Consider the following 12,606-nt stretch of genomic DNA (forward strand, 5'->3'; position numbering starts at 1 on the left):
TGAGCGTAGCTTTGCAGACTCTAAACAAAATCATGGGTATCGGTTTGCACAATATAGAGGAGTAGCCAAGATGCAGCAGTACACTTGGTTATCTTGTGCTGCCCAAAACATGAAAAAAATGGCAATTTTACTCACGAGAGATAGCCATTTTTTACAATATAGTTCTTTATTTATCATTTTTAAATGCAAAATCCAACGTATTTTTCAAAACTGGAGAAATACGTTGGATTTTTTATCGCTATTGTCAACAGTCTGAAGTGAGTAAATCTGAAAATTTACTCACTCCATTTTAAATTGATATGTTCATTGACTTCTTTGTATGCTTTATCAATTCTTTTTTGTGTTGCTTCATCGAGTATATCTCTATATTTTCCACCTTGGATAAAATCTTGTAAAATATAGGTCGTGTAGTCGTACAAATCATATCCATTCGGAGATTTTCTGCCATTTGGTGTGCGACTTACCCACGTTGGATGTGCCTGTACGGTATCGATAATTGTTTTGTCATTTTCCTTTTTGATTGTCACATCCATTAACAATCCTCGTTCTGTCCATTCATTGTCCAGTGTTTCGATACGCTGATTGGAAATAAAATTACCCATTGAATAAATAATAAATTTTTTATCCCCATTTTTCACAACCGTTTCACTCGGTTCAATCACGTGAGGATGCCCACCAAAGATAATGTCGGCTCCCCAATCAATCATTTTGTGGTATAAAGCAACTTGTTCTGGTGTTGGCTCTAGAGCATACTCGATACCCATTTGAGGCATCACAATCGTTATATCTGCTATTTTTTCTGCTTTTTCAAGATCACGTTTTATTTTTTCTTCGTTTAAATCAGCTAAATAATCGTCATAATCTTTTTGAGAAATCGTCTGTTCAATGCCATTAAATCCATACGCATAACCTAGTATCGCTATTTTAATACCGTTCACTTCTTTGACTAAAATCTCATTTCGACTTCTCTTAGCAAAAACACCAAATGTATCTATTCCTCTTTCATCAAAAGCTTTAACCGTTGATTTAATCCCTTCAATACCTGTATCTAAAATATGATTATGCGCTAAGTCCATCACATGATACCCCGCCCATTTTATCGCATCCGCTGTTTCGATAGGTGCATTAAATGTTGGGTAGCCTGCCAACTCTTTATCCGGAGCAATGGTTCCCTCAAAATCTCCAATGGCTAAATCGGCTTTAGCTAGCCATTCTTTGACATATTTGAAATTTTGTTTAAAATCATATGTTCCATTCTCTTGCAAAGCACTCATATACAATAAATCATGGTACAAAATATCGCCATTTGCCATAATGCGAGCTGTTTGCACGGATGATGTTTTTTGTGTTGTTGTGCTTTCTATATGTGGCTGCTCTTGTGTTTGTGTTGCAGGTGCTTTTAACCAAATATCTTTAAACAAAAAAGCAAATCCTAAAAGACAGCATACAAGAATGCTTAATACGCCAATCATGATACCGGCATGACTTTTTTTGCGATGTCTACTTCTTCTCATTTATATTCCCCCTCTATTACCAAGCATAATTTGGTTCTTCACATGTCATCATAGATTCAAATAATTCGGCTGGTGTAATCGTTTTTAATCCGCCATAAACTTTGTCTTGTTGGTTTGGAGATGGGTCTAAATAATACAAGACATCAATGTCTTTCCCGTCGGGTGTTGTTTTATACCCGATACCAATGACATTGTGTTCACCTTTAGAGCCTGTATACACTTTAGATACATCCATTGTATAGTACATCGGATAACCGTCTTGAATATTTTTCTTCACTCGTTCTTTAAATAGTCGCATTTGTTCTGATTGCGGCGAAGGATTTGTCACTGTTTCTAAACGATACCCCGCCTGATTCCCCGTAGGTACTTCGTATCCAAAAAGATGTTTGTTTAAAATACGAATAGCATCACGGTTATGCGTGCCGAATGGTTCGTATGTTCCCATTTCTTTTGCGAGCGTATATTGATCAACGTCAACATTTCGAGAAGACAGCATCATGCTCACGGTTGTTGGTGCACAATAATTCCATACTTGTTGAATTTGTGGTTTAACACTTAACACTACTTTTTGATTTCCTAGACTTTGTTGTGTGGTTTCTTTTTTAGTTTCTTGTTGTTGACTTTTTGGTTGTGTTGTCATTTGTTGTGAACTCGGCTGAGATGTTGTCTGTTGTGTAGTCACTATTTTTGAGTCCGTTGTCACGACCATTTCTCGTTTTACTTGTACATTTAAAGAACACCCAGCTAGCAGAAGGTATACACCCATAAATAAATATTTTTTCATAAGTTTTCCTCCTTACACATTTATAAGCCTATTATACTATTGAAACAATCTTTTTGTAAGTGTTATTTTCATTTTAGTTTTTAGGTTAAAGTCGCATTTATACTGGACTTTTTACATCAATTTACTTATAATATTGCTTAATAAACAACTTAGGTGCAAGGTAAGTTGTCGTGTCAAACAGACATCGTTACTTTGCTATTTCATGCTTAAACGACTTTGTCTGTTTAAGTTTTTTTATTATATACAGAAAGGGTTACTATATGATTGAAATTATCGCAACTGTTGAATCTATTGAACAAGCTCGCCAATTATTAGAAGCCGGGGTAGACTGCCTATATTTTGGTGAGGATACATTTGGATTACGTTTGCCTCACTCTTTTTCAAGAGAGGAGCAAAAAACATTAACTGAATTAGCACACCAATATGGTAAAAAAGTATCTATTGCCTTAAACGCTATTTTCCATAATAGTGGGATTGCAAAAGTACCTGAATATCTTACGTTTTTAAAACGTATTGGTGTGGATACTATCACATCAGGAGATCCCGGTGTCGTACAAATTATGAAACAAGATGAGTTATTTATTCCATATCGTTATGATGCTCAAGTCGTTGTAACAAGTAGCAAACAAATTAACTTTTGGGCAAACCGACGAGCTGTTGGTGCAGTCGTTGCCCGTGAAGTACCTAAAGAATCTCTGGAAATTTTAGCACGTGACGTCATTGTTCCCATCGAATATTTGGTATATGGTGCCACTTGTATTCATCAATCAAAACGTCCACTTCTACAAAATTATTTTAATTTTATTAAACGAACAGAATCTGTCGGTCGAAATCGTGGTTTCTTTTTATCTGAGCCAGATAAACCAGATACACACTACTCTGTTTATGAAGATGATAATGGCACACATATTTTTGCCAATAACGATATTTTGCTGGCACAATATTTACAAGAACTAGCTGATATGAACGTTACACAGTGGAAATTAGAGGGGATTTTCTCACCTGGGGACAATTTTGTAGACATTGCGAAACTATTTGTTCAAGCGAGAAATGACATTATGGCTAAAAATTGGTCACATGAAAAAGCATTACACTTAGAAGAAAGTGTAAAAGCATTACATCCTAAAACACGTGGTTTAGATACTGGATTTTATTTATTTGATCCAAACATTGTGAAATAACGAGGTGACATAGATGACAAAAATATTAAAAAAACCAGAAGTATTAGCACCTGCCGGTACACTGGAAAAACTAAAAACAGCCGTTTTATACGGAGCAGATGCTTGCTTCATTGGTGGGGAAGCTTACGGTTTACGTAGTCGTGCAGGAAACTTTGGTTATGATGAAATTGCAGAAGGTGTTGCTTTTGCACATGAACATGGTGCAAAAGTATATGTCGCTGCCAATATGGTTACTCATGAAGGCGACGAAGAAGGTGCAGGAGAATTTTTCAAAACGATTCGAGATATTGGTGTTGATGCTGTAATTGTATCCGACGTAGCATTGATGGATATTTGTGTGATGAATGCTCCTGGTTTACCTATTCACTTATCTACTCAAGCCTCTGCTGCGAATTATGAAAATTTAAATTTTTGGAAAGACGAAGGTTTAGAGCGTGTCGTTTTAGCACGTGAAGTGTCTATGGAAGAAATTTTTGAAATGCAAGAAAAAGTAGATGTAGAAATTGAAGCCTTTATCCACGGCGCAATGTGTATTTCCTATTCAGGTCGTTGCGTACTATCTAATCACATGGCACAACGTGACGCTAACCGTGGTGGTTGTTGTCAATCATGTCGTTGGAAATACGGTTTATACGACATTGACACAACAGGACAGACACATCATATTGGAAATGGGCATGACGGTGTTGACGAACCCTTTTCAATGAGTGCTGTGGATATGTCTATGATTTATCATATTCCAGACTTAGTAAATGCAGGCGTAGACAGTTTGAAAATTGAAGGACGCATGAAATCTATTCATTATGTATCTACTGTATGTAATGTTTACAGAGCTGCTGTAGATAGTTATTGTGAAGACCCTGATCATTACGAAGTGAAACAAGAATGGGTAGATGAACTATGGAAAACAGCCCAACGTGAATTGGCAACAGGCTTTTATTATCATGTACCGACTGAAAATGAACAGTTATTCGGAGAACGTCGTCAAATTCCTGCATATAGTTTTATCGGGCAAGTATTAGCGTATGACGAGGATACACAAATCGCAACGATTCAACAACGTAATAACTTTAAAGTAGGCGATAAAATCGAGTTCTACGGCCCAGGCATGCGTCACTTTGAACAAGAATTAACACAATTATGGAATGAATACGACGAAGACATTACTGTTGCACCAAACGCTATGATGATTTGCAAAATCAAAACAAACCGTCCTGTCAAACCTATGGATATGATTCGTAAGCAAAAATAGGAGGTACGTATGACACGCACAAAAAAAAGCATTACTTTTTTTAGTTTATGCCTTATTTTATTAGGTTATATAAACACACACTATCACTGGCAATTATTTGGCATTCAACCTGCGAGTTTTATGGCACTGTCTGTTTTTGTGGCAAGTTTATGTTTGTGGTTATTTGTCAGTATCGACTGGTCTAGTTTACTTTGTATTGTGTCGTTAAGTTTGGTCCCTACCATTAGCTTAAATCAGATTTTGGAAAAATCATTCGGAAATAGTACCTTTATCTTTTTACTATTTACATTTATATCTACTTACGCAATCAATCAAACGGTATTTTTAAAACGTGTGATTGCCAAAATATTGATGAGCCGCTTCGCAAGAAGTCATCCTACACGTTTTATATTTACCTTTTTAACAAGTGTTTTAGTATTGAGTAGTATTATTTCACCAACGGTTATGTTCATGTTTGTCTTTCCGATTTATGAAGAAATTTGTTTACAATTCGGATTAGAAAAACAAGATAAAGCAGCATCTTATTTATTGATTGCTGTATTTTCAACCATTGCTATTGGATGTGCAATGACACCTATCAATCACGTTTTTGCCATTACGGCAATGGGTTTATTCACAAGTGCTACTCATATTTCTATTACAAACAGTCAATATATGAGCATGGCTATCCCAACAGGACTTTTACTATATGGCATCTTATTATTAAGTGTACATCATTTATGTAAACAATCCTTTTCAACAAAAACCATTCATACATTAGATACTTTAAAGCATTTACCAAATCAGACAAAGCGTGAAACATGGATTGTCATATTATTCTTCATGATGATTAGCCTATGGATTTTACCGGAATTTTTTGGGGTATCGAAATATATCAGTATCGTACTGCCACCAATGCTTACAACGATTGCGATGTGTATGATACATATCGAAGGAAAACCTTTATTAAATTTATCGGATGCTTTAACTAAAGGTGTCCACTGGCAAAGTTTGTTTTTAGTTGGTGCCACATTAGTATTGGGTTCGGTATTATCTGATGCTAAAGTTGGTGTTATTGACTTACTGAACACCTATATGACACCATTTGTATTAAGTTTATCACCTATGTTCATGATTTTATTCTTTATCGCATGGGCAGGTATTCAGACAAATTTCACGTCTAATTTAGTGACCGTATCAGTAGTCACCACTTTAGCCATAACCATTTGGCAATCTGCACACTTACCTATCAATATGGGCGTTTTAGCCTGTTTCATCGGATTTATGTCCTCTCTAGCATTCGCAACAGCTCCTGCAATGCCCTATGTCGCAATTTCCATTGGATCTGGGTGGACAACAAGTAAAGATACTTTTTTATTTGGTACGTGGTTATTATTTTGGAGCATTGTACTTGCTGTGTTAATAGGCTACCCACTAGGAGCATGGATACTATCATAAGGAGATTAAATATGTTAGAAAAACAAAGGAAAGAGATTGATGCGATTGATAAAGAGCTAGTCGCATTATTTGAAAAACGAATGGCAGTCGCCTTAGAAGTAGCAACAATAAAAAAGGAGCATCAACTACCCGTATTTGATGCCAAAAGAGAACAAATGGTTTTTGAAAAAGTAATCTCTTATCTTGAAAATGATACATTAAAACCTTTATTAAAAGAAGTGTATAGCACATTGATGAAAGTTTCTAAAAATTATCAGAACATTCATTTATCTGAGTAAATATAACCATATTATTTTTTATGAAATTATGATATAATGCTTGTCAAATAAGGTAGAAAAGAGGCTTTATATGAAACGTTCAGATGAAACACCCTTGATACGATTTTTAGGGGGGAAAAACTTAATATTTACACTTGTATCCCTCTTATTATTATGTTTATGTATTTATCTTACAACTAAAATTTCATTCATTTTTGGTCCAATCAATATTTTAATGACATCTATCATTACACCTTTTCTACTAGCTGTTATTTTTTATTATATGTTTATTCCATTAGTAGATTGGTTAGAAACAATAAAAGTACCTCGTGCTATTGGGGCATGTATATCTCTTATTTTAATGCTTGCGTTCATCGTGATTGGTTGCGCATTTGCTATCCCAATTATTATTTCGCAAATCGTATCTTTTACCCAAGCGTTACCCGGATTGATTGAAAACTTTGTTGCAACACTTCAACAATTTAGTACATCAAAAGAATTCCAATCTTATTACAATCAAGCATTGATTTGGTTTAACGATAGTTTAACAGAATTAGTACAACAGTTAGTAAGCACATTAGGCACAACCATTCAAGGTATTACATCTATTTTGTCGACAATATCTAGTGTCATGTTCACACTCATGACTTTCCCGATTTTTCTATTTTTCTTATTGATTGATGGTAGAACCTTTAAAAATCATTTTTTAAGTATTTTTCCAAAGAAAAAAAGAGAAGAAATCAATCAGTTAACACATGACATCAATGTACAAGTGGGTGCTTATATTAAAGGACGTCTACTCGTGAGCTTTTTAGTGGGTATTTACTATTTCATCGGCTATTCTGTCATTGGTTTAAATTACGCTTTCGTATTAGCATTACTATCTGGTATCATGAGTTTAATTCCTTATCTTGGTGCTATTATCGCATTAGTACCCGCTATAATTATCGCTTGTATCCATTCATGGTTAATGTTTATTGAAGTATTGATTGTATGGGGATTTGCTCAAATTTTAGACGGTAATATTTTAGGGCCACATATCATTGGTAAGTCACTTAAAATGCACCCACTAACGATTATCATTGTCTTAATTGGGACAGGTAGTTTAATGGGTATCGTAGGTATGATTATTGGCATTCCGCTTTATGCGATTATCCGTATTATCTTTGGATTTTTCTTTAAAAAATATAAAGAACGTTACAATAAATATTTTGGTGAAACTGAAGACGGCTATTAAATACAAAAAGAGAGGTTGCGATTGCAACCTCTCTTTTTGTATAAAACTGCTATTTCACAAAAAAACTAGCTAATAACACAACAAAACCAAGAACAATACGATATTTACCAAATGCTGTGAAATTGTGTTTTTTCACATATTTTACTAAACGTTGAATAACAATCATTGATACGACAAACGCTACTAACATTGCGACTAAAAGCATCATAAATTCTTCAAGGGACATACTATGCTTTAATAAAAATTTTATCAATTTTAATCCACTTAAACCAAACATGGCAGGAATACCTAAGAAAAATGAAAATTCTGTCGCAACATAACGTGATGTACCTAATAAAACAGCTGCTAGAATGGTCACACCTGAGCGAGAAGTCCCTGGTATCAAGGCTAAAATTTGAGAAATACCAATAAATAAAGCTGTTTTATACGTTAATGTTTCTAATTGAGATATGCTCACTTTGCGTGACGCATTTTTTTCTATCCATATAAATAAAATACCATATAAAATAAGCATGAGTGCAACGGTCACATGATTCATAAAATGAGCTTCAACAAGATTATCAAGAGGAAATACCAACACAGCCGGTAATGTCGCAATAGCAACTTTTATCCACAAATCAATAGACTGTTTTTTCTCCTCTTGTGTTTTTGAGGGGGATATAGGATTTAATTTATGGAAATAAATAACCATAACTGCTAAGATAGCGCCTAATTGTATAACAACTTTAAATAACTCAAAAAAGTCTGGTCGTACATCTAATGGTAAAAATTGTTGTAATAAAATCAAATGCCCTGTACTACTAATCGGTAACCACTCAGTAATACCTTCAACAATACCATAAATAATGACTTTAATAATTTCTAACATACTAATCTCCTTTCACATCTGATAACAGTATATCACTTTTTTAGAAAAATATGGTATCATAATAACGCATTTAGTTTAGAAAAGGAAACGATTATGATTATATTACAAGGGCAGCAACTCTCCCGCCATTTTGGTTCTGATGTCTTATTTGAAAACATTCATATTGCGATTCAAGATCAAAGTCGAATTGGATTAGTTGGGCGAAATGGAACAGGGAAATCGACACTTTTAAAAATATTGGCAAGCATTGAACAAAGTGATAGTGGTCAAATTAGCATGGTCAAACAGTTAAAAATCGGCTACTTAGATCAACATAGTGCTGTAAATACAGAGAACACGATTTGGGAAGAAATGTTACACGTTTTTGATGATGTGATTGCTTTACAAGACCGACTAAATCGTATAGCACTCTCTTTGAGTGATGAGGCAATTTTAAACGATGAAAAAGCATATCAAGAAACACTTTCTCAATACGATACACTCCAACACGAATTAGACAATCGTGGAGGATACCAATATGAAGCCACAATAAAATCTGTATTAAATGGATTTAAATTTTATGAAAAAGACTATCATCAATCTATCGGAAATTTATCAGGTGGACAAAAAACACGTTTAGCTCTGGCTAAATTACTTTTGGAAAAACCCGATTTACTTATTCTTGATGAACCTACGAACCATTTGGATATTGATACATTATCGTGGCTTGAAACATATCTTATAAACTATCAAGGTGCCTTATTGATTGTATCTCACGACAGATACTTTTTAGACAAAGTCGTCAAAGAAATTTATGAAATAAGTCAAAAACAAATACATCACTATAAAGGAAATTATTCGTACTATTTAGAGGAACGTGATAAGCGTTTAGCACTTGAATGGAAACAATACGAAAAACAACAAGAAGAAATCGAAAAATTAGAAGATTTTATTGCGAAGAATATTGTACGTGCCTCAACAACGAAACGTGCACAGAGTAGACGAAAACAACTGGAAAAAATGGTCCGTTTGGAAAAACCAAAGGGAGATGAAAAATCAGCACGATTGACATTTGTAACAGAAAAAGAAAGTGGTAATGTTGTCTTACAAGCAGAACAATTAGGTATTGGATATGAAGATACCTTGCTGGCATACCCTATTGACTTAGATATTCGCAAACAACAAGCCATTGCTGTTGTGGGACCAAATGGTATTGGAAAAACAACGCTATTAAAAACATTACTAGGTACTTTACCAACAGTAAAAGGTCATTATAAAGTGGGTGCAAATGTAAGCATCGGCTACTATGACCAAGAACAACGGCATCTAACGCCGACAAAAGATGTTTTATCTGAATTATGGGACGACTATCCCTTAATGAATGAAAAAGATGTCAGAAGTGTTTTAGGGAGTTTTTTATTTAGTGGAGATGATGTAAAAAAACTAGTAGCTTCACTAAGCGGTGGCGAAAAGGCACGTTTGTTATTAGCAAAATTAGCATTACAAAAAGATAATTTCTTAATTTTAGACGAACCAACAAATCATCTTGATTTGGATAGTAAAGAAGTGCTAGAAAATGCATTGATTGATTTTGACGGAACGTTATTATTTATCTCTCACGATAGATATTTTATCAACCGTGTCGCTACATCTGTTTTAGAACTGTCTAAAAACGGCAGTACATTATATATAGGTGATTACGATTATTACATAGAAAAAAAATCTCAAGAAAAACAAGAGATTCTCATAGAACAAGAAAAAAACGTTTCTATTCAACAATCTGATTACACCCTTAGCAAAGAAAAACAAAAGCAAAAGCGTCAGCTGGAAAGACAGCTAGAAACTTTAGAACAGCAGATGCATGATTGCCAAGAACGCATAGGGAACATTGAAGAATCATTGGCTTCGCCTGATGTGTTTACGAATCACGAAGAATCTTATCGTTTAAACACGCAGCTTGAAGAAGAACGTCAGAAATACGACACCTATTTAAACGAATGGGAAACTGTCGCACTAACTTTAGAAGACTTGCCTATTTAATCAAAACGGAGACAATCGAACTCTAGTGCCGATTGCCTCCGTTTTATTATCCTTCAAAAATAATTTCATACGAATCACTATTTTCCATACGTTTTAATGGATAGTTTGTACGATACACACTTCTGGTTGGTTCTTGTTCTAAATACATAAAGAAATCATGTGTTTCACTCGGATAAATGGTGACCATTTTTGTGAAATAATGATCTTGATCAATAATGATGGTTTTCATTTGTGTCGGATCTGTAATCCATGGTGTGTAAACATTAAAAAATGCACCTGGAGATACTTCGTATTCATATTTTAATAGTGTAATCATTGGTAAATCCATGCCCTATTCTCCTTTCTTTAAATTCCTTTAAATTTCTTTAAAACCACTTGTAAACGATATATACATTGTATCACAAAGTTTATTAAAAATATATGATAGCCAATATATTAAAAACTTGATATAATGCAAAAGACAATGTATATAAAGGAGTTTATTATGAGTATCATCTATCAGAGTACACGAGATGCAAAAAATCAAGTATCTGCAAGCCAAGCTATCTTAAAAGGAATTGCTGAAGACGGTGGTTTATATGTTCCTGAAACATTTCCAACACTACCTGTTTCTTTAGAAGCACTAGCCGATATGTCTTATCAAGAAATTGCATTTTTAGTCTTACGTGCTTTTTTATCTGATTTTTCAGATGATGAATTAAGAGCGTGTGTCAACAGTGCTTACTCAACAACAAAATTTGATATTGACGACATCGTGTCTATTCAATCATTTGGCAACAAACATTATTTAGAACTATTTCATGGCGAAACTATCGCCTTTAAAGATATGGCATTATCCATTTTGCCATATTTAATGTCCACAGCTGCTAAAAAAAATGGCAGCCATAAAGATATTCTTATCTTAACGGCAACATCTGGAGATACGGGTAAAGCAGCAATGGCAGGTTTTGCCGATGTACCTCACACAAAAATTATCGTGTTCTATCCAAAAGGCGGTGTGAGCCATATCCAAGAATTACAAATGTTAACTCAAAAAGGCGATAATACTCATGTTATTGGTATTACAGGTAATTTTGATGATGCACAAAGTGCTGTTAAAGCAATGTTTACTGATACAGATATGATTGAAAAAGTAAATCAAGCTGGTTATCAATTTTCATCTGCCAATTCAATCAATATTGGTCGTTTAATGCCTCAAGTTGCTTATTATGTGTATGCTTATGCCCAATTAGTGAAAAACAAAGTTATTCGTTGTGGCGAATCAATCAATGTATCTGTCCCAACAGGTAATTTTGGTAATATTTTAGCTGCCTACTATGCAAAACAAATAGGTCTACCGATTGATACATTTATTTGTGCCTCTAACAAAAACAATGTATTATCCGACTTTTTTGCAACAGGCACATACAACAAAAACCGTCCGTTCTATGTGACAAATTCTCCGTCTATGGACATTCTAATTTCAAGTAATTTAGAGCGATTGATTTATCATGCTGTGGAACAAGATACACAAAAAACACGTGATTTAATGCATGCTTTAAGCCAACAAGGTGAGTACCATGTTGATTTAAATGATATTTTATCGGCCTTTTATGGTGATTTTGCAACAGAAGACAATATTACCGCACAAATTAAGCGTACATTTGATAACTATAAATATCTGATTGACCCACATACAGCCGTGTCTGATTTTGTATATGATATGTATGCTGAAAAAACAGGAGATAACAAACATGTCGTTATTGCCTCAACAGCAAGCCCATATAAATTCCCTAAAAGTGTCATGAGTGCATTTAGACACGATAATTTAGACGATGATATGGCATTAGTGGATGCATTAGAAACCTTATCAAACATCCCTCAACCACAAGCTGTTTTAGATGTGAAACAAGCAACTATTCGCCATCATAAAGTAGTATCCGTTGAAGAAATGGCGCAAAGTGTACTTGATTGTTTATCATAAAGCAATACTAAAATTTTTAAATAGTAAAAAGGCTTAAAATCAATATTTTGAACAAATTGATTTTAAGCCTTTTGAGTAATACTATACCTTTTAA

12 protein-coding genes are annotated in these 12,606 nt (G+C 34.3%); 8 read left to right on the plus strand and 4 right to left on the minus strand.

Translation table 11 applies throughout. The features are described from left to right. Positions 1 to 256 (plus strand): transposase (locus GMA11_RS09480; protein WP_205422838.1); only part of this gene is annotated, 256 nt, incomplete at its 5' end. A gap of 19 nt (positions 257 to 275) precedes the next feature. Here the strand turns inward: GMA11_RS09480 and GMA11_RS00695 are convergent. Together GMA11_RS00695 and GMA11_RS00700 are read right to left on the minus strand one after the other, a co-directional pair. Then, positions 276 to 1,514 (minus strand): CapA family protein, encoded by a 1,239-nt coding sequence (locus tag GMA11_RS00695; protein ID WP_163545288.1) that lies wholly within the window; start codon positions 1,512 to 1,514, stop codon positions 276 to 278. Positions 1,515 to 1,530: 16 nt separating this feature from the next. Continuing rightward, complete coding sequence (locus GMA11_RS00700; RefSeq protein ID WP_163545289.1) at positions 1,531 to 2,298, minus strand: C39 family peptidase; 768 nt, start codon at positions 2,296 to 2,298, stop codon at positions 1,531 to 1,533. Between the two features lie 260 nt (positions 2,299 to 2,558). Between GMA11_RS00700 and GMA11_RS00705 the strand changes: the two genes are divergently transcribed. The 5 genes from GMA11_RS00705 to GMA11_RS00725 all read left to right on the plus strand — a co-directional run bounded on the left by GMA11_RS00705 (position 2,559) and on the right by GMA11_RS00725 (position 7,662). After that, positions 2,559 to 3,479, plus strand: coding sequence for a peptidase U32 family protein (locus GMA11_RS00705; RefSeq protein WP_163545290.1), 921 nt, complete (start codon positions 2,559 to 2,561; stop codon positions 3,477 to 3,479). Between the two features lie 13 nt (positions 3,480 to 3,492). Beyond that, entirely contained in the window at positions 3,493 to 4,731 is a 1,239-nt protein-coding gene (locus GMA11_RS00710) for a U32 family peptidase (RefSeq protein WP_163545291.1), read from the plus strand. Between the two features lie 9 nt (positions 4,732 to 4,740). Beyond that, positions 4,741 to 6,168: an SLC13 family permease gene (locus GMA11_RS00715; RefSeq protein ID WP_163545292.1), complete on the plus strand. Its 1,428-nt coding sequence runs from the start codon at positions 4,741 to 4,743 to the stop codon at positions 6,166 to 6,168. 11 nt (positions 6,169 to 6,179) lie between these two features. Then, positions 6,180 to 6,446 (plus strand): chorismate mutase, encoded by a 267-nt coding sequence (locus tag GMA11_RS00720; RefSeq protein WP_163545293.1) that lies wholly within the window; start codon positions 6,180 to 6,182, stop codon positions 6,444 to 6,446. 70 nt (positions 6,447 to 6,516) lie between these two features. Beyond that, positions 6,517 to 7,662 (plus strand): AI-2E family transporter, encoded by a 1,146-nt coding sequence (locus GMA11_RS00725; protein ID WP_163545294.1) that lies wholly within the window; start codon positions 6,517 to 6,519, stop codon positions 7,660 to 7,662. Positions 7,663 to 7,711: 49 nt separating this feature from the next. On the opposite strand, the gene GMA11_RS00730 is transcribed toward GMA11_RS00725, so the two are convergent. Then, a complete protein-coding gene (locus tag GMA11_RS00730) occupies positions 7,712 to 8,536 on the minus strand; it encodes an undecaprenyl-diphosphate phosphatase (RefSeq protein WP_163545406.1) in 825 nt (274 codons plus the stop codon). Between the two features lie 87 nt (positions 8,537 to 8,623). Here GMA11_RS00730 and GMA11_RS00735 point away from each other — a divergent pair, with 87 nt between their 5' ends. After that, positions 8,624 to 10,549, plus strand: coding sequence for an ABC-F family ATP-binding cassette domain-containing protein (locus GMA11_RS00735; protein ID WP_163545295.1), 1,926 nt, complete (start codon positions 8,624 to 8,626; stop codon positions 10,547 to 10,549). A gap of 46 nt (positions 10,550 to 10,595) precedes the next feature. On the opposite strand, the gene GMA11_RS00740 is transcribed toward GMA11_RS00735, so the two are convergent. Next, positions 10,596 to 10,877, minus strand: coding sequence for a hypothetical protein (locus GMA11_RS00740; protein WP_163545296.1), 282 nt, complete (start codon positions 10,875 to 10,877; stop codon positions 10,596 to 10,598). A 156-nt stretch (positions 10,878 to 11,033) separates the two neighbouring features. Here GMA11_RS00740 and thrC point away from each other — a divergent pair, with 156 nt between their 5' ends. Beyond that, positions 11,034 to 12,512, plus strand: coding sequence for a threonine synthase (gene thrC, locus GMA11_RS00745; protein ID WP_163545297.1), 1,479 nt, complete (start codon positions 11,034 to 11,036; stop codon positions 12,510 to 12,512). Positions 12,513 to 12,606: the final 94 nt, after the last annotated feature.

Source organism: Granulicatella sp. zg-ZJ (assembly GCF_010892355.1).
GTDB lineage: Bacteria > Bacillota > Bacilli > Lactobacillales > Aerococcaceae > WM01.